A 17,133-nucleotide genomic window follows, 5' to 3' on the forward strand; every position below is an offset into this window, starting at 1 on the left:
CCCACTACGAACTTCCACTCACGACCCTCGGTGCCACCGACGCCCGTTCGACGGAATTCAGGGCACGAACGTGTCCCCTGGGCTTCCCGGTGCCTCGGTTGACGAGTGTGATGGTGCGCGGTTCGTTCGGCGCGAGATGGAACCACGAATCGGACGCGTCGAAGCCGTCGACATCGACGCAGACGTACTGCGCGGCCCACTCCGAGGACACTGTGAGCTCCCACGTCCCGGCTCCGGTATCGACGACACTCGCGCTCAGCCCCACGGTGTTCTGCCGACTCTGCGCGCCGACGAGCACGGTGTTCCGGGCTATCTCGACTCCGTCGTCGCCCGCGAACACCACTGTGATCGCCGAGTACGTCCGACTCCCGAAACGGTAGGCGTGGTTTGCATCGGTGAACGACCTCACGATGGAGTCCACCGTCAGTTCGGTCGAGCCGTTCGAGTCGACCGATACCGCCCGCTCGAACTGTTGCACGCCGCGCGCGGTGTGCAGTGCCACGCGCAGTGTGCCCGATCTGGCCGGGCCGTCGTTGACGAGCTCCACCGAATAGCCGTCGAGACCGTTGTCGCACAACAGCACTGCGGTCGGTGCGCCGGCCCTCGCGAGCGCGTAGAACGGTGCCTTCGGTGCACCGGTGGCGTCGGTGATGCCCCACCCGGCACCGGGCACGGTGTCTCGTAACGTCAACACGAGCGCTCCCGCACATCCGGAAGACGCCCGCCGCCACCGACCGAACGCTTCCTCGAAAGCCTCGACGATCACCGCCCTGCCGTAGTCCAGGTAGAGCTCGGCGTCGTCACGCCGAATCAGGTGCGGGTCGACACCGAAGACAGTGCGTACGTAGTGATCGCGGACGTCCTCGAAATCCCACGACGAACCGCGATCGCGGGGGACCGCGGATTTCCACTCGGGGTGGTGCCCTGCCACCGCAGCAGACCCGAAGAACCTGTCGACCTGCGCACGTTCGGGAGGAACGGAGAAGGCCAGGCATTCCGCAGCGAATCGCACACCCGCGGTACGAATATCGGACAGTGGCCGCAGGTAGCCGCCCACCCCGAAGTAATGGGCGATACCGTCGCCCACGTGGGTGTGCAATTCGCCGGTCGAACTGGACGGAGACGACGTCACGTATGCGACGTCCGGCAGACGATCGGCGAGGAAATCAGGAACGATGGTGTCCAGCATGTCCATTCGCTGATCCTCGGCCGCGAGACCCAGCATCGTCGGTTGCTGCTGCGTTTCGCTTCCGCCGCTGACGACCATCAGTGCCGGATTGGCGCAGACGATGTCCGCGAACGCGTGCAGCTCTCGGGCGACCGCCGCCGTGTACACCTCGTCGGTGGGCGGGTCGACGGTTCCCAGCATGACGTCCTGCCACCCCATGATGCCGAGTTCCGCGCACAGAGACCAGAATTCGGCCTGCTCGTACACCATCGTGCCGACCACGCGCACCATGTTCACGCCCGCCGACTGCAGCTGCACCAACGCTGCACGCAGGTCCTGCTCCGACGACCACAGTCGCACCGGATCGAGTGGAGTCCACGTACCACCGCGACAGAAGATCGGGCTACCGTTGACCACCAACTGCGCGCCGCCTCCGGAACGATCGAGTACGACGGAGCGAAAGCCGATGTCGCCCAACGGGTATTCCACCCCGTTCACATCCAACGCCACGCGGTAGGTCCTGGGCTGTCCGTGCGTGTGCGGCCACCACAGCTCGACGTCCGGCAGCGTCAGAGTCGTATCGATACGGTCGACCGTTCCGAGCTCGAACACGCTGTCCCCGATCAGGATTCGTGTCGACGACGGGGAATCCAGCTCGGCGTGGACCGCGACGATACCGTCGGTGCCGCGGACCGTCGTCGACAGACCGACGCCACGGGGGCTCGACATCGGCACCATCGACACCGGCCGCCACGGACCCACCGGAACAGGCACGGGCCCGTACACCGGTGCCCGGCCCAGCATCGTCGTACGCTCGTGCCGCAGACCCTGCGCAGCGATCATCGAGGACCGCCACCGACCACGTGGCCGTCGGGTCTTCAGATGTGCGGCAAGGGATTCGATATGAACTGCAATGGTGACGGTCGGCCCGCAACCGGTCAGATCGACAGTCTCGGGCACGAACATGGACGTGACCGTTCGCCGATGTACACCGTCCACCCAGATCTGGGCCCGAGTCGCAATTCCGTCGAAGGTCAGCCGCACCTCGGGGTATTGGCCGGTCGGGACGGTGGTCGCGTACCACCAATCGTGTTCGTCCGGAGCACAATCGGTGTCACCGAGCGCGCTCGCCACCGTGCCGGGCACGACGGCGTCGAGCCACTCGAGGTCGGCAGGCAGATGAGCGGGGTCGAGGATGGATCCGGCGTCGGTTCGGGCCAGCCGCCACGGCACGCCGTCGAGCAGATCGATCACGCGCTCAATGCACCCACGACGATATCCATCGCTGCCGCCCAGTTCTTGCTCATGTCGTTCAGCGGTTCGTCGAGCACCACGGCGCGGCCACGCGCTGCTCGCGCCATCCGGAACTGCACGGCCTTCGCGCCGGACGCTGCGTCGAGGAAATGCTGCGCCGCGTCGCCGGCTCCACGTATCCCGCGGCTGTCGAGGTACTGCACGTAGTTGGCGGCAAGCTCCGCGGTGGCACCGAATTGCCGGAGCAATCCGAACGACCACAGATGAAAGGCGTCGGGCCCGGACGTCTGGACGAGCGGGATGTCGGCCACGATGCGCCGAGCGAGGGCATCGACGGGATTGCCCGGTGCCCTTCTGGACAGATGTGCCCGGGCGACGTCGAGGTCGCGGTCACCGACCCCCGCGTCGAGCACTGCCGCGTCGACTCGAACCTGTTCGACGTACGGCAGCAACACCTCGGCGTGAGGCTCGGGCGCGAGATTGAACACCCCGTCGAAGTCCGCCCCGGTCAGCTCGAAGTAACCCCGGTTGTGGAAGTAGCCCATCACCTTGTCGTCTCGGTTGACGAGATTCGGCACGATGGTGGTCTTGGTGTGCTGATTCCGGTAGCTGGTGCCTGCGGTGTCGGGAAGCCAGAAGCCGTCGACCTCCACCGTGACGTGGGTGCCGTCGAGCAGCCCTTCGACGACGTGCTCGAGAACGGGTCGCCATACGTTCATCTCGGCCACGCCGATGCCGTAGAGCGCGCGCAGATCCTCGGGCAGAATTTTCACGAAGTCCCACTGCCGTCCGTCACAGCCGGCGCTGAGCACGAACGCGAGCGCCGGGGTGGGATCGGCACCGAGTGAGTGCAGTACCTCGATCCACAGATCGACGTAGCAATTGGTCTCGGTCCAGATGCGGTCGTGGTTGTGGATGGGATGAGGTCGGTAGCTGATGGGGTCGAGTTCGAGAACCCGGAGGCCGGTACCGAGCCTCTCCAGCACTGCATCGTTCGACATGACGCGCCTCTCCTACCGGAACAATGTCGGACGGTCCCCGAGCCGCATTTGTCCATATTGCCTGCATCCAGGCCACTCATCGTAGCGAATCGGTTTGTTCTACGCTTCCGATCCGGCGGTAGGATTGTTTTCGACGCACTTACTACTTACTGATCCACCGTTTGAGCGTCTGAACGACAGGAACCCGAAAACGCGGGCAATCACACAACGAACAGTTGGTTCCGCGGCGGTAATGCTGATGCGCAGCTTGTTCGTGTCGACACTTGCATATCCGCTCTGAGCTGGGCACATGCCGAGTGTAGACAACACCTGCAACATTCATGCCCATCTCGGGCGGACACGAGGAGGCACGAGCGCGATGCGCCGTTTCGTTCGCAGCGCAGCGCTGGTCGTGGGGTGGTGTCTCGTCGCCGTAGCTCTCGGAATGTTTGCCGTCCGACAGGTCGGCGTGACCGAGATCACTTTCGTTGCTTTGGTGGTCGGAACTCCGTACCTCGGAGTCGCCACCGTCGCGGTGCTCCTGATCTTCGCCGCCGCCCGCTCACGTATCGGATCGGCGGTCGCAGCCGTAGTCACCGTCGCCGTCGTGGGCGTCCAGGTGCCGATGTTCCTGGCCGACGGACCGGACAACTCCGGACCGGACCTGTCCGTGTTGACGGTCAACGTGGCGCACGGGGACGCCGATGCCGGCGCAATCGTCGACGCGGTCCGTGATCACGACGTCGACGTGCTCGCCGTCCAGGAACTCACGCCCGAGGAAGTGATCGACCTGAGGGGTGCCGGTCTGGACGACCTGCTGCCGTTCTCCTTCACCGCCGCACTGCCCGTGGCCGACGGCACCGGATTGTGGAGCCGAACACCCTTGACCGACGGCACCCGGCTGAACGACTTCGGCTTCGTTCCGGTGCAGGCGAACACCGTCGTCGACGGCACGACGCTGACCCTCGTCTCGTTCCACTCGATGTCTCCCGCGACGCCGCGCCACACCACCCAGTGGGACGCAGACCTGGCGAGGATGCGGGCCATCATGGATACCTACGACAACACTGCCATCGTCGCCGGCGACTTCAATGCCACCAACGATCACCGGCAATTCCGCAGGTTGGCATCGGCTCCGTTCTCCGACGCGGCCGACACTGCGGGGGCAGGACTGTTCCGCACCTTCCCGTCCGAACGTCCGTTGGCACGGTTGGACCACGTCGTGACCAGTGACAGCGTCCGCGCGCGGTCGGTGCAGCCGTTACCGATCCCGGAGAGCGATCATCTGGCGGTGCTCGCAACGGTGCAGTTGCCGTGACCGTCCCCGGCTAGAAGCGCGGAAGCTGAATGACCGGAGGCGGCGGCAGCTGAATCTGTGGGAGCTGGATCTGCGGCAGACCGGGAATCAGCGGTGCCGGGGCAGGCGCAGGAGCCGGTGCCGCGGGCGGCACGTACTCGGGCTCGGAATACGTCTGAGCCGGAGCCTGAACGGGCTCGGACGTAGGCGGCGGTGTTGTGGTCGGCGGTGGCGTCGTCGGCGTCGGGGTGACCCGGGTCGTCGTGGGACCTGCGGTGATCGGCACCGGTGAATCTGCCGGTGCACTGGTCGGGGCCGGCGACCCACCCCCGTATCCGAGGGACAGGCCGAGGGCGGCGACCGCGACGAGACCACCCGCGACCAGCACGGCACCGCGCACCTTGCGCTTCGAATCCGCAGGCTTGTCGGAGTGGGGTTCCGGAGTCAACCAATCGGGTGCACCGGTCAGCGACGCCGGGTCGGCCGCGGACTGCCGCCCGCCCGACTGCGGATTCGAGTGGGGATTGGACTGGGGAACCGGCTGGTGCGGTGCCTCGACGACCGGTGTGGCGAGCAGTGCCGCTCCTCGGGCCGCAACCGATTCGGGGTCTGCCGGAGTGACGACGGGTAACCCGACCCAAGCATCGAGTATGGCTCCGACCAGCGGTATTCGGGCGCCGCCGCCGATCAGGAACAGCGCGTCGACATGTTTGGGAGAACGCCCGATGACGTCTCGAACCAGGCGAGCGGAGTACTCGATCGGGACGGTCACCAGTGACTCGAATGCCTCGCGGGAGATCAGGATGACACCGCCGTCGCCCGGAAGACATACAGCGCCGCTGGTCGACAATTGTTCCTTGGCGACCCGGCACCGCGCGGTGAACGCGCTCAGTTCTTGGTTGTCGGCAATGTCGACGCCCTGCTTGGCCAACTGGTTGTCGGCGATCAGGCGATCGAAGTCGTCGCCGCTGATGTCGATGGTGCGTTCTGCCAGCAGAACTTGGCCTGTACCGCGGTCGATCACGCTGATCGTCAGACCCGAACTGCCCAGGTCGTACAACGCGATGGTGCCGAAATGCCCCAGCTCGCCCGACGCTTCGAGGTACTGCAGCGCAGCCCGAGCTTCGGGAACGAGTCGATAGTTGTACAGCCGCTGACCGGCCATGGCTTGCTGGATCTCACCGAACTGCTGCTGGTCGCGATACGCCACGCCAGTTGCCTGCACTGGGCCGCCGTTGCCCGGTTGCGAGAGCACCACGCCGATGGACTCGGCGGCCAGTTCCTCGGCCCGGTCCCAGTAGGCGTCGACGGTGTCGTGGTGGAAGTCGAGGCGTCCCGAATCCTGAGGGCGCAGGTCGGGTCGAGCCATGCGCACCGCGCTGGCCCCCACCGACACACCGAGAACTTCGGTCATTACCTGCCTCTTGTCGATTTCCCCGTCAACACACGCCGAGACTTCATGTCACGAACCAGTCTCGATCCCCCCAATTGATCACTGTAGCGCGTCGGTGCGGCTGCGCCGCAGTGGTGCGTTCAGGTGCCCCCTGGGGCACCCATCCACACCACTACAGTTGCGGCATGCGAGTTCTGTTCGTCTGCACCGGCAACATCTGCCGATCTCCGACTGCCGAGCGCCTTGCGGTCGCCTTCGCCCGTGAGGGTGGATTCGAGCTGACCGCCGGCAGCGCCGGGACACAGGGACTGACCGGGCACGCGATGGACCCGACGGCCGCGTTGGTGTTGTCGCAACTCGGCGGCGATCCCGAGGGCTTCGTGGCTCGACGCCTCACTCCGGCGATCACCGCCGACGCCGAACTCGTTCTGACGATGACCGCGTCGCATCGCGACGCCGTGCTCGCGCTGTCGCCGAGGCACATGCGTCGCACCTTCACCTTGCTCGAGGCGTCGAGCCTGGCCGCGGCGTCGGGCGCACGATCGGTTGCTGCCCTCGCCGACGCGCGGGCCGTCCACAGCGTCGAGACGCTGGATATCGGCGACCCGTACCGGCGCGACCCGTCCGTGTACGAGGAAGCCGGCGAGCTGATCGCAGCATCGTTGCCGAATGTTCTCCGACTGGCGCAGCCGTAACCTTCGACCCACCACGAATTCGCACGCTGCGGTAACGTTCTCGCATCATTGCCGACCACCCGGGTGCGGCCACGGCGTTAGGGTCTGTTCATGCGCGACAAGGTCATCGCGTTGGCAGCAGTGGCGAGTGCCGGAGTCGCCGTCACCGTGGGTCTGGTCATCGGTGCCCTCGGTGGCGCGTTCGACGATTCGAGCCAGGACGTCAGGCCGCCTGCGCTGAGGTCGGACTCCCTCAGTTCGGTCCAGGCGTCTCCGACGTCCGCGATCGTCGTGGTTCCGCCGTCGCCCACCTGGCAGGTCGCGGTACCCACCACCGCCAAGCCGCCGACGACGACGCCGGAGCGGCCTCAGACGACGACGCGGACGCCCCGAACAACCACCAAGCGGTCGGACCGAACTACCACGACCACCACCGACGAGGACTCGACCGACGAGCCCACGACCGACGAGCCGACGACCACCGAGTCGGGCCGGTAGATCTCACGGACGGCCCGCTGTCAGATCGGGCGCGCTGTCTCCGATTCTCAACGCGGCCACCAGTTCTCGATACAGCTCGTCCGACGCCATGAGCTCCGCATGCGTTCCACGTGCGCGCACCACCCCATCGTCCATCACCAGGATTGTGTCGGCGTCGAGCACGGTGGACAACCGATGCGCGATGGTGACGACGGCAGCATCCTCGGCGATGGAACGGATCACCTCGTGGATCGCCGCCTCGGTGCGTCCGTCGACCTGAGCCGTCGCCTCGTCGAGCAGCAGGATCTGTGGGCGTCGAACGATGGCTCGCGCCAACGCGATTCGTTGCCGCTGCCCACCGGACACCGTCGAGCCGATCAGGTCGGTGTCCAATCCCTCGTCCAGAGCGCGGATGGTCGAATCCAGGTGCACCGACTCGAGCGCCGCCCAGATGTCACCCTCACTGGCGTCCGGGTGACTGAACAACAGGTTCTCCCGCACAGAACCGGGGATCACCGGCGTCTCCTGCTCCACGTAGGACAGTCGAGAGCGCACCTCGTCGATCGTGAGCTCGCTGTACGGCGTTCCGCCGAGCCGTATCTCGCCGCTTTCGGGCGTCAGGAACCGCAGGATCAGCGAGAACACGCTGGTCTTGCCTGCACCGGAGGGACCGACGATCGCTGTGTGACCACGCGCGGGGACGTCCAGGTCGATTCCTCGCACGGCCGGCTCTCGTCCCGGACCGTAACGTGCTGTCACACTGCGGAATTCGAGCGCCGGAGCAGCGTCGACAACGGAACGGGTCGGCGCGGGGGTACCTTCCTCTCCCACTTCGACGACGAGGTCGTCGATCTGACGTATTCGCGCCGCCGCGGCCATACCCGCCTGCAGCGCGGTGATGTTGGTGGCGAGGGTGGAGACCGGGCTCATGACCTGAAATGCGTAGAGCAGAAACGCGATCAGGCTGGATACCGCCAGATCCCCGGTGCTGACGCGGTAGCCACCGAGGCCGAGAATGCCGATGATGGCCAATTGCACGCCGCCGCCCGCGAAGGTCCACGCCAAAGCCGAGATCTTGACGGCGTGCACGCTGTGCCGAGCAGAGGTCCGCGCCTCCGCGATGACGCGTTCGGATTCGCGAGTCTCGGCTCTGCTGGACTTCACTGTTCGGATGGCCCGCAGGGTGCCGTCGAGAATGCCGCCGAGTCGTCCGATCGCTTCCTGTGATTGCCTCTGCGCGATGGCGATCGGAGGCATCAGCCGGGCGAACAACACTGCGATCGCCACGATGGCCACCGCGATCGCGCCCAGCAACACCAGATCCAGAACCGCCATCAGGATCAACGCACCCACCAGACCCACGACGCTGTTGACTATGGCCACCAGCGCATTCGACGTCGCCTCACGCAGCAGCACGGTGTCCGAGGTGACACGGGTGACCAACTCACCGGTGGGCCGAGTGTTCAGGCTGCCGACCGTGGCACCGAAATACTTCCGCACGATCGACTTGCGTGCGTCGAGCACAATCCGCTCGGCCAACACCCCGAGGACGATCCATTGCAGATACAGAACGGCCGAGCCGACGACCAACAGGGCCACCAGAACGACGACGGGAACGATCAGCGACGCGTCGGTGCCGAGTCCGTCGAGCACACCCTTGGCAACCATCGGCGTAGCCAACGCCGTTCCGGTACCGACCAGGCCGAGCATCATGCCCAGAATCAAGGTGCGACGATGAGGCCGCACGAACTGCCACAACACCCGTAGGTTGGGTACCGTTATTTTCTTCTTCTCGGCTGTCGCGATCTGCACATCGACCATGTAGTCAGTGTGCAGCAACGATCAGCTGGTACCGATCGCGTCCCAGATCATGTGGACCGTGGTGCCGTTCTGATCCGACGTCACCGCCGCGGTATCGGCCAGCGCCCGCATCAGTGGGACGCCTCGACCTCGGTTGGGATCGGAATTGCGCGTCGCCCAATCGCCGCGGTCGGTCACCTTCACATCGATCCGGCCCTGGGCACCGCACAACACTCGAATATCGAGGGTTCCTCGGTCGGTGTGATCGCGATACGCATGTTCGACACTGTTCGCTATCGCCTCGTACGTTGCCAACACGACGTCGTACGCGCGATCCGGGTCGACGCCCAACTCGTTCAACCAGTCACCGAGTTCACGCCGAAGCTCCGACGCTCGATCCGCATCGGCAGGCTCGTCGGTGAACAGCAGTTCTTCCATTCGCGCACCTGCCGTCGAGATCGAACTGTCGGTACGTGAGTCGTCACCTCCGAAGAGAGTCGCCATCATGAATCCCGTCTACCCAAAACTTCAGGATCTACCCGCATGAATCGCAACGAGCGCCTCGTCGACCGTCGCATAGATGCCGAACACCTCGTCGAGCCCGACCAAAGTCAATGGACGCCCCGTCGCCGGACCGTCCGCCACCACGGCAAACCCGGCAGTACCGCCCAGTTGCTGATGCGTCGACGCCAGCAGCGACATGCCTGCCGATGCGAGGAAACCCACATCACTGAGATCGATGACCACAGCCGACGGCGACTTCTCGAGCACCAGAGCCACGGACTCGGACAGATCAGGAGCCGTCACCAAATCCAACTCACCCGACACCGACAGAACGACATCCTGATCACGCCATTCAACAATCACATCGAAATGCTGGGGTCCGAGCCCCGATTCGTCCGCAGTCACACGAAGACTTTACCTCGCTCCCCCGCCCCGCCACCGCCGCCAAAGTCCACTCAATGTGACATCGACCCCCCGCAGGTCCACTCAACGTGACATTGACCCCCGAAAAGTCCACCGAACGTGACATTGAGTCCCCGGGGGGTGGCCTTCGGGTTGGTTTGCCGCCGTCGGCTCACTCAGCCGAGGGGTATCGATCGCATTAGGCTCGTCCAGGTGATCGAGGGCCTGCACTCCATGGACGGTCGCGGTCTGCCTCGTCGCTCGCTCGGGGAGTACGTCGCGGTCGTTGTGGGCGGCGCGGTCGGTGCGGCGCTTCGGTACGAGGTGTGGACGTGGCGGGCGACGCCGCGGTGGCAGTTGTTGTCCACGTTCGGCGTGAATGTGTTCGGCTGTCTGCTCGTCGGCGCTGCGTTGGGGTATCTGTCCGGTCGTCGGGCTCCGGTGACTCGGGCCGGGCTGTTCGGTCTTGCGTGCGGTCTGACGACGTTCGGTCTCTATGCGTTTCAGGCGGTCACCCATCGCGGGGCGTGGAATTCGGTGATCTATCTGGTGGCGACGCCGGTGTTCGCGTTGATCGCGATGGCCGTCGGGGCTGCGATCACGAGACCGGCACGAACGAGCCCGACGCTGTGACGACGTTGATCCTGGTGGCGGCCGGCGGCGGACTCGCGGCTCTGTGCCAGTTCGTGTTCTCGTTCGCCCTCCGGTCGAGGCGACGGGCGACGGCACTGAATCTGGTGGCGTGTGCCGCGCTGGGGTTGGTGTTCGCACTCGATCCGCCGAATGCTGTTCGCTCCGTGGTGGCGGTCGGGTTTCTGGCGTCGGTGGCTCCGCTGGCGGGGACGACGCTGGCGACGATCGGGCTTGCGCGAGATCGTCGGTACCGCTCGGCAGCACTGTTCTTCGGCGCGAACGTGGTGGGTGGAATTGCCGCGGTGATGTTCGGGTTCCTGGCGTGGAAGTCCGGTGTGACGCTCTATCACAAGATTCTGTGACCGAATCCGGTCAGTCGCTTTCCGAATCCTGGCAGGAGCCCTGCACTCCGGCCTTGACGAACCCTGCGATTTGGTACAGGTACGTGAACTCCCATTCGACGAGTGAGAAGTCGTACGCGCGAGGCGTCGGACGCATCGTGACGGTTCCGTCGAAGCACTGATCGAAGATGTAGCGAGCCCGCGGGAGGTGGTATCGCCACGTCACGACGATGACGTGGTTCCAGCCGCGTTCGCGGGCAAGGGTTTCGGTGAACATGGCTTCGCCACGGGTGGTCGAGGGCGACGGCGGAATGCACAACACCTCGAACTGCGACGTGGACGCCGCGCAGGCCTTCTTCATCGTCGGATCGCTGGATCCGTAGGGATCGGACAGCACCACTGTCGTGGCCAGGCCTTGTTGGGCGAGCGAAATGCCGTAGGCCTCACGTCCGTCGTGTTCGCCGCCGAGCACCACGATTGCGTCGGCGGCAACGAGCGGATCCACCCGAGCTTTGGTGAACGCGAGGTAGCCGCCGACACCTACCGACGACACCAGGACAACTGGGAACGCCAGGGCGAGAAACAGCAACCAGCGTCCGCGGAACACCTCACCAGGTTAGGGAAGGCGCTCCGCGAGCGCGCGGTCAGCGACTCATATCACTCGCTGGGCTGCGGCACGGTGACGTTGCAGTCCGTGACCTCGGGGTTGATTCCGAAGTAGTTGAGCGGACCGGCAACGACGGTGAGGGCGATTGTGCCCGCACCTGCACAGTTCTCGGGCGCATTCTCGAAGTCTCCGCGCTGGTACGACGCGAATGCGCCGATGATCAGCCAAACCAGAACGATCAACGTTACGAACCTCATTGGTGCCCCCTTAGGCGGTCAGCCGCCGTTCGGCTGTCGAAGGGCAGGTATGTCCGATTGTGGCAGGCTTCAAACCACGTCACGTGCGCTTCGACAGAGTCTCCGACAGATAATCGTCGAGGGCGCGTTCCTGTACCCGGTCCAGTGCGCGCGCCAGTTCTGCCTGTGCCGATTTCATGGCAAGGCTGCGCATCTTCTCGAACATCTCGGTGGTCTCGGCTACCTCTCCGGACTTGGGCAGCCAACCTGGACCGTGTTTCGCGGCCAGATGGTCGGTCACGCTCCCGACCATCGACTCGGCGATTTCGTTCATTTTCGACGCGGTCCGCTCGTGCTGGTCGAGCAGACGTTCCAATGTGAAGCCGTACTGACTCAGGTCGACGAACACCTCGAGGAGAGTCGGATCGAGAATCTCGCACTGGTCACCGTCGATTCTGATCAGTTTCGCTTCGATCAGTCGGGCAACGATGTCGTCGTTGTCCTCACCGAGAAATTGCGCAATCAGTTCGACGGGAATGACCGTGGTCTCGGCCGACGACCACTTGCGAGTCACGATTTCCTGCAGGCCCAGGATTTCTTCCAGGTCTTTGCCCTGCTCCCAGCCCGACAGGAAATCGGCTATGTGCGCCGAGGTGAACCCCCGCTGAAGCAGCGAGTCGATCACCTTCAATCGAGTCAGGTGATCGTCGTTGTAAATACCTACTCGTCCTCGGAGCGTGGGCGGCGGCAGCAGCCCGCGTTCCTGGTACGCCCGCACGTTGCGAGTGGTCGTCTTGGCCTCTCGGGCCAAGTCGTCGATTCGATACTCCACCGAGCTCCCTACCTCCGCCGCGCGTCGACCCTCAGGATATACGTCGACCACGCGGCGGAAGGAATAGCCGAATCCGACCGTCATCGAAACGACAAGCGTGCTCTCGATGCGATTCAGGAGTGGGCGACCGCCCGTACCGGTTCCCGCGGCAGGTCGACGCGGCGCGGGACCATGGTGAAGTCGCCCTGTTCGACACCTCTGAGTTGGTTGACGTACTGGGTGGCGAAACCCGGGAACATGGTGGCATTGAAGCCGTCCTCGGTGAGATACCAACTGCTGCAACCGGAATTCCAGGTCGTCTTCGCCAGTTTGCGCTGCATGTCCTCGTTGTAGGCATCCTGGACGTCCTGGCGCACATCGGCACTGTGCAGATCTCCGTCGAGTACCAGAGAGATCGCCTCTACGATGTAGTCGATCTGCGCCTCCATGTACACCAGCGCCGAGCTGTGTCCAGGGCCGGAGTTGGGACCGAAGGTGAAGTACATGTTCGGATAGCCCGATACCGCAATACTCTTGTACGCCTTGGCTCCCGCGCTCCATTCGTCGGCCAGCACGCGGCTGTCGCGTCCGGTGATCGGAATAGGGGTCCCGGTGTTGGACACGTCGAACCCGGTAGCGAAGACGATGGCGTCGAACTGATGCTCGATGCCTTCCACGGTTCGAATACCTCTGGGCGAGAGCGTCGCAATCGGCCAGGTCACCAACGTGCAGTTGGGCTTCTGCAGGGCCGGGTAGTAGTCGCTGGTCATCAGCAGCCGCTTGCAGCCGGCCCGGAACCGAGGTGTCAGCTGTCGACGCAGCCACGGATCGCGAACCTGCTGACGCAGATGCGCGCGTCCGACCAGTTCGACGATGCGCGTCAACGGGGTCTTCCACACGACACCGAGGGCAACGGATTCGTGCCCCCAGAACCACAGCGACCGCGCCAGGGTCTGCGTCTGCGGATACCGGGCGTATCGACGCTTGGTGCCTGCCTGCACCTTTCGATTGATTCTGGGCAGCGTCCAACCCGGGGTGCGTTGGAACACCTTGACCGTATCGGCGATCTTCACCAGTTCGGGCACGATCTGCACCGCACTCGCCCCGGTTCCCACGACCGCGACCTTCTTACCCTCGAAGTCGTAGTCGTGATCCCACCGAGCACTGTGAATCTTGTGCCCCTCGTAGGTGTCGATGCCGCGAATGTTCGGCAGGCTCGCATTGGCAAGTGGACCCGATGCCATCACCACCGTGCGCGCCCGAACATCGGCGCACCCGTCGATGCTCACGTGCCAATGCCCGGCCGCCTCGTTCCAGATGATGTCGACTACGTTGTGTCCGAAACGAATACGCGATCCTATGTCGAACTCACCCACCATCGTGTGGATGTAGTCGAGAATTTCACTGCTACCGGAGTAGGTGTGCGACCAGTTGGGATTGGGCGCGAAACTGTACGAATACAACCGCGACGGTATGTCGCAGGCTGCGCCCGGGTATGTGTTGTCGCGCCAGGTTCCGCCGACGGCGCTGCCGCGTTCGAGGATGGCGAAGTTCTCGATTCCACTGTTGCGCAGTCGAATAGCGGTACCGATTCCGGCGAATCCCGCACCGACGATCACGGCGTCGAGTACACCTTCGCGCACGTCGAACTCGCTCATGCGACGGGCTCGTAGGTCAGTTCCTTGGCCCAGGTGGGCTCGGAATTGAGAGTCTTGGTCGGGTACCGGCGAGTGAGCTTCACCAGGCCATCCGCAACGCGGTGGTATGGATGCTTGCGGTTGATGACAATGCTGCTGTGCCACTGCACGAATCGATACATCGGCACGCGGAGCGCCTCGGGGCTACGCTCCCCCACACTGCGGAATCGCTTCATCGCGGTGTAGAGCCGCTCCTCGTCGACACCCATCTCGACGATGTTGTCGCGCATCTTGTTCAGCAGTGGGATGTAGCGCAGCAATCCGACGATGAGGGCCGGGTTCATCCAAGCACCCATGGTCTCGACCACCAGCTTGCGCATCCGGGAATGCCCGAGCAATTCGATGACCGCGAAATCGACCGCCAGATGCCGAGATTCGTCGGAGTTGATCTTCTTGAACACGGCCTGACACACCGGATCGTCGATCTCGTCCATGATGAACTTCACCAGCGCGCCGTCCAGGGCCACCTCGAGCATCGGTATGACGGTGCCCAGCACGGTCAGAGACAGCCCGTCGGAATGCTTGTCGAGCCAGTCGATGACGAGCTTGACGTTGACGTTCGGCTCGGGCATCCGGTCACCGTCGAGCATGCCCCAACGACGCATGAGAGCGAGCTCGGCGTTGGCGTGCTTCTGCTCTTCCGCGTGGAAGTAGCGATAGATCTCCGCGAGAGTCTCGTTCGGTGCCTTGAGCGCCATCGCCGCGAAGCCGCGAGCGCCCACGTTCTCGATCCACATCAGATCGGACATGAAGGGCTTGAGTTTGGCGTGCAGTTCGGGGCTGATGGTCTCGGCTCCCGGGCCGTCCCAGTCGATGTCCGCCAATGCCCACTGACGGTCCTTGATCTTGGTCAACATGTCTTCGAAGTCCATTGCCATGTCAGGCTCCTGTGGTTGTCGAGGTGAGGGATTCGTTCTTCGCCGGCTGCTGCTCGGCGGGCAGCACACGATTGAGCAAGCCGAGAAAGCGCACGTACACGGCGGGCAGCAATCTCTTGAACCGCCAGACGGCTTTGGCGTCGAACTGGGGCACGACGTAGAGCCGGCCCCGGTCGAATGCATCGAGCGTTCTGGCAGCGATCTTGTCGGGAGACCGTCCGGTCCAGCGCATCGCGAACTCGGCCAGTCGGGACGAACTCGCGGTAATCCGGCCGTCGACGGCAACGTTGGTCTTGACGAAGGTGGGACACAGAACCGACACCCGCACACCGGTACCCGAGAATTCCGCCGCCATCGTTTCCGACAGGCTCATCACTGCGGCCTTGCCGACGTTGTACGGACCCATCAGCGGCGCAGCGGCGAAGCCGGCGGCGGACGCGACGTTGATGATCCCGCCCTCACCCGCGGCCCGAAGCCCGGGCGTGAACACCTCGCAGCCGTGGATCACGCCCCAGAGGTTGATTCCCAAGGCCCAGTTCCAGTCCTCGAAACCGATGTTGCCGACGGGCTTTCCGCCGATTCCGACGCCTGCGTTGTTGATGAGCACCGTGGTGGGTCCGTCGAACTCGATACTTGCACGCAGGGCCAGTTCCTCGACGTTCTCGCGGATCGACACATCGCACTCGACGGCGTATCCGGTGCCGCCGAGGGCGTTCACCATCGCGACGGCCTCCTGCGCTCGCGGCAACGAGATGTCGGCGCACATGACGGCTCCTCCACGTCGAGCCAGTTCCAATGCGAACGCCCGGCCGATGCCGCTGCCTGCGCCGGTCACTACCGCTCTCGACCCGTACGAGGGTCTTCCGGTCTTGCTTCTCATCGACATACCTGTTCCTTCGAATCATGTTGTAGGGCTTGATTATCGAGCGCATACGCGATGAATTCGGATGCATGCTCTAGTGCTCGGTCGGCCTCGGGGATCAACCTCGGGAGAGCTTGGAACACGTGCATCTGATCGGGCCAGATTTCGAGTTCGCTCTCTCCGCCGGCCGCGTCGATCATGGAGTGCAGGTGTCGCGCATCGCCCCTGAGCATCTCGGCTCCGCCCACCTGGATCAGCGTCGGTGGCAGCTCTCGCACACGTCCGAGATCGAGCCGGAGACGCGGGAGATCCGCATCGTGGCCGTCGGTGTACAGCGCCACGAGTCCTCGCGCTGCCTTCGCCGAAATCATCGGGTCCTTGCGCGTGCGTTCCATGCGCGCCGATAGCTCGAAGTCGAGATCGATCAACGGCGAGAACAACACCAATGCTCCCGGCTGCGGCGTCCCGGTTCGGTCGTTCTCGATGATCAGGTCAGCGGCCAGGTGTCCGCCGGCAGAGTCCCCGGCGATGACGATGTTCGATGCGTCGTACCCCTGGCCCAGCAGCCAGCGGTACGCGGCTTCGAGGTCGTCGGCTGCGGCGGGAAATGGGTGTTCCGGGGCGAGCCGGTAGTCGACCGTGAACACCGGCAGGCTCGTCGCCCTGGACAATCGTGCGGTGAGACCACGGTGCGTCCGCGCCGAGCAGATGACGTATGCACTGCCGTGGATGTAGAGGATCACGCGTGGCCCCGGCGACAGGCCGGGTGCTCGCACCCACTCACCGCGAACCGGGCCTTCGGCCACGAGGTCCACTGCCGTTCCTTTCGGGACCGGACCGCACAGGTTCATCGAGGTGGCGACGAGGCGTCGAGAGAACTCGATGCCGCCGCGTGAGGTCGGCAGCAGGTTCGTCATCGGACGCAGAATCAGCCGAGTCATCAAGGCAGCCAGACGGGTTCGCCGAGACCCGGCCCTGAAAGCGCCGCGAGGCAGGTAGTCGTCGTCGGTGGTCGGAGTCACGTCATCACCCTCACCCGCTATTCGCCATTTGTCAATGGCCTATTATTTAGTGGCGAAGTGTGCGACAGTGGCGTCCAACACCGAAAGCGCAAGGGAG

Annotated in this window: 18 protein-coding genes; 5 read left to right on the forward strand and 13 right to left on the reverse strand. The window is 64.4% G+C overall.

Annotated elements, in window-relative coordinates; all coding sequences use genetic code 11:
• Nucleotides 1-4: 4 nt before the first annotated feature.
• Complete coding sequence (locus CH268_RS08625; protein WP_094663356.1) at nt 5-2,422, reverse strand: glycosyl hydrolase 2 galactose-binding domain-containing protein; 2,418 nt, start codon at nt 2,420-2,422, stop codon at nt 5-7.
• Nucleotides 2,419-3,423 carry a DUF1839 family protein gene (locus CH268_RS08630; protein ID WP_094663358.1) on the reverse strand — a complete coding sequence of 335 codons (1,005 nt, stop codon included), beginning with the start codon at nt 3,421-3,423 and terminating at the stop codon, nt 2,419-2,421. The genes CH268_RS08625 and CH268_RS08630 overlap by 4 nt, the downstream gene beginning before the upstream one ends.
• Nucleotides 3,424-3,781: 358 nt before the next feature.
• Between CH268_RS08630 and CH268_RS08635 the strand changes: the two genes are divergently transcribed.
• Nucleotides 3,782-4,720 carry an endonuclease/exonuclease/phosphatase family protein gene (locus tag CH268_RS08635; protein WP_094663802.1) on the forward strand — a complete coding sequence of 313 codons (939 nt, stop codon included), beginning with the start codon at nt 3,782-3,784 and terminating at the stop codon, nt 4,718-4,720.
• 10 nt (nt 4,721-4,730) lie between these two features.
• Here CH268_RS08635 and CH268_RS08640 read toward each other — a convergent pair whose 3' ends face one another.
• A complete protein-coding gene (locus tag CH268_RS08640) occupies nt 4,731-6,113 on the reverse strand; it encodes an Hsp70 family protein (RefSeq protein ID WP_094663360.1) in 1,383 nt (460 codons plus the stop codon).
• 164 nt (nt 6,114-6,277) lie between these two features.
• Between CH268_RS08640 and CH268_RS08645 the strand changes: the two genes are divergently transcribed.
• Together CH268_RS08645 and CH268_RS08650 are read left to right on the forward strand one after the other, a co-directional pair.
• A complete protein-coding gene (locus tag CH268_RS08645) occupies nt 6,278-6,787 on the forward strand; it encodes an arsenate reductase/protein-tyrosine-phosphatase family protein (protein WP_027495619.1) in 510 nt (169 codons plus the stop codon).
• Nucleotides 6,788-6,877: 90 nt separating this feature from the next.
• On the forward strand, nt 6,878-7,264 hold the full coding sequence (locus tag CH268_RS08650; RefSeq protein WP_032381438.1) for a hypothetical protein: 387 nt from the start codon (nt 6,878-6,880) through the stop codon (nt 7,262-7,264).
• A gap of 3 nt (nt 7,265-7,267) precedes the next feature.
• Here CH268_RS08650 and CH268_RS08655 read toward each other — a convergent pair whose 3' ends face one another.
• Genes CH268_RS08655 through CH268_RS08665 form a run of 3 tightly spaced genes read right to left on the reverse strand, consistent with a single transcriptional unit; the run spans nt 7,268 to nt 9,907 of the window.
• Nucleotides 7,268-9,064 carry an ABC transporter ATP-binding protein gene (locus CH268_RS08655; RefSeq protein ID WP_094663362.1) on the reverse strand — a complete coding sequence of 599 codons (1,797 nt, stop codon included), beginning with the start codon at nt 9,062-9,064 and terminating at the stop codon, nt 7,268-7,270.
• A 21-nt stretch (nt 9,065-9,085) separates the two neighbouring features.
• Nucleotides 9,086-9,550, reverse strand: coding sequence for an ATP-binding protein (locus tag CH268_RS08660; RefSeq protein ID WP_027495616.1), 465 nt, complete (start codon nt 9,548-9,550; stop codon nt 9,086-9,088).
• 21 nt (nt 9,551-9,571) lie between these two features.
• The gene (locus CH268_RS08665) at nt 9,572-9,907 is read right to left on the reverse strand and encodes an STAS domain-containing protein (RefSeq protein WP_027495615.1); all 336 of its coding nucleotides are present in this window, start codon (nt 9,905-9,907) and stop codon (nt 9,572-9,574) included.
• A gap of 255 nt (nt 9,908-10,162) precedes the next feature.
• On the opposite strand from CH268_RS08665, the gene CH268_RS08670 reads away from it, so the two are divergent.
• Both CH268_RS08670 and CH268_RS08675 read left to right on the forward strand, forming a co-directional pair.
• Nucleotides 10,163-10,582, forward strand: coding sequence for a FluC/FEX family fluoride channel (locus tag CH268_RS08670; RefSeq protein WP_255182325.1), 420 nt, complete (start codon nt 10,163-10,165; stop codon nt 10,580-10,582).
• Nucleotides 10,579-10,944 (forward strand): CrcB family protein, encoded by a 366-nt coding sequence (locus CH268_RS08675; protein WP_032366900.1) that lies wholly within the window; start codon nt 10,579-10,581, stop codon nt 10,942-10,944. Before CH268_RS08670 ends, CH268_RS08675 begins: the two co-directional genes overlap by 4 nt.
• 10 nt (nt 10,945-10,954) lie before the next feature.
• Here the strand turns inward: CH268_RS08675 and CH268_RS08680 are convergent, their stop codons facing one another.
• The 7 genes from CH268_RS08680 to CH268_RS08710 form a co-directional block, all read right to left on the reverse strand.
• Nucleotides 10,955-11,530: a YdcF family protein gene (locus tag CH268_RS08680; RefSeq protein WP_094663364.1), complete on the reverse strand. Its 576-nt coding sequence runs from the start codon at nt 11,528-11,530 to the stop codon at nt 10,955-10,957.
• Between the two features lie 50 nt (nt 11,531-11,580).
• Complete coding sequence (locus CH268_RS08685; protein ID WP_027495611.1) at nt 11,581-11,787, reverse strand: hypothetical protein; 207 nt, start codon at nt 11,785-11,787, stop codon at nt 11,581-11,583.
• A gap of 79 nt (nt 11,788-11,866) precedes the next feature.
• Nucleotides 11,867-12,598, reverse strand: a complete 732-nt coding sequence (locus CH268_RS08690; RefSeq protein ID WP_027495610.1) for a MerR family transcriptional regulator — start codon at nt 12,596-12,598, stop codon at nt 11,867-11,869.
• A 113-nt stretch (nt 12,599-12,711) separates the two neighbouring features.
• Nucleotides 12,712-14,235, reverse strand: a complete 1,524-nt coding sequence (locus CH268_RS08695) for a flavin-containing monooxygenase (protein WP_094663366.1) — start codon at nt 14,233-14,235, stop codon at nt 12,712-12,714.
• The gene (locus tag CH268_RS08700) at nt 14,232-15,152 is read right to left on the reverse strand and encodes a hypothetical protein (protein ID WP_032371857.1); all 921 of its coding nucleotides are present in this window, start codon (nt 15,150-15,152) and stop codon (nt 14,232-14,234) included. Before CH268_RS08700 ends, CH268_RS08695 begins: the two co-directional genes overlap by 4 nt.
• Nucleotide 15,153: 1 nt before the next feature.
• On the reverse strand, nt 15,154-16,032 hold the full coding sequence (locus CH268_RS08705; protein ID WP_032371856.1) for an SDR family NAD(P)-dependent oxidoreductase: 879 nt from the start codon (nt 16,030-16,032) through the stop codon (nt 15,154-15,156).
• Nucleotides 16,029-17,036: an alpha/beta hydrolase gene (locus CH268_RS08710; protein ID WP_369597501.1), complete on the reverse strand. Its 1,008-nt coding sequence runs from the start codon at nt 17,034-17,036 to the stop codon at nt 16,029-16,031. The genes CH268_RS08705 and CH268_RS08710 overlap by 4 nt, the downstream gene beginning before the upstream one ends.
• Nucleotides 17,037-17,133 lie beyond the last annotated feature (97 nt).

This window comes from Rhodococcus sp. 06-1460-1B, from assembly GCF_002258475.1.
GTDB lineage: Bacteria > Actinomycetota > Actinomycetes > Mycobacteriales > Mycobacteriaceae > Rhodococcoides > Rhodococcoides fascians.

What these genes read in the sequence shown, in the direction of transcription:
- CH268_RS08630 (WP_094663358.1), bottom strand. Translation starts at nt 3,423, where the DNA reads ATGTCGAACGATGCAGTGCTGGAGAGGCTCGGTACCGGCCTCCGGGTT.
- CH268_RS08635 (WP_094663802.1), top strand. Translation starts at nt 3,782, where the DNA reads ATGCGCCGTTTCGTTCGCAGCGCAGCGCTGGTCGTGGGGTGGTGTCTC.
- CH268_RS08640 (WP_094663360.1), bottom strand. Translation starts at nt 6,113, where the DNA reads ATGACCGAAGTTCTCGGTGTGTCGGTGGGGGCCAGCGCGGTGCGCATG.
- CH268_RS08645 (WP_027495619.1), top strand. Translation starts at nt 6,278, where the DNA reads ATGCGAGTTCTGTTCGTCTGCACCGGCAACATCTGCCGATCTCCGACT.
- CH268_RS08650 (WP_032381438.1), top strand. Translation starts at nt 6,878, where the DNA reads ATGCGCGACAAGGTCATCGCGTTGGCAGCAGTGGCGAGTGCCGGAGTC.
- CH268_RS08655 (WP_094663362.1), bottom strand. Translation starts at nt 9,064, where the DNA reads ATGGTCGATGTGCAGATCGCGACAGCCGAGAAGAAGAAAATAACGGTA.
- CH268_RS08660 (WP_027495616.1), bottom strand. Translation starts at nt 9,550, where the DNA reads ATGATGGCGACTCTCTTCGGAGGTGACGACTCACGTACCGACAGTTCG.
- CH268_RS08685 (WP_027495611.1), bottom strand. Translation starts at nt 11,787, where the DNA reads ATGAGGTTCGTAACGTTGATCGTTCTGGTTTGGCTGATCATCGGCGCA.
- CH268_RS08695 (WP_094663366.1), bottom strand. Translation starts at nt 14,235, where the DNA reads ATGAGCGAGTTCGACGTGCGCGAAGGTGTACTCGACGCCGTGATCGTC.
- CH268_RS08700 (WP_032371857.1), bottom strand. Translation starts at nt 15,152, where the DNA reads ATGGCAATGGACTTCGAAGACATGTTGACCAAGATCAAGGACCGTCAG.
- CH268_RS08705 (WP_032371856.1), bottom strand. Translation starts at nt 16,032, where the DNA reads ATGAGAAGCAAGACCGGAAGACCCTCGTACGGGTCGAGAGCGGTAGTG.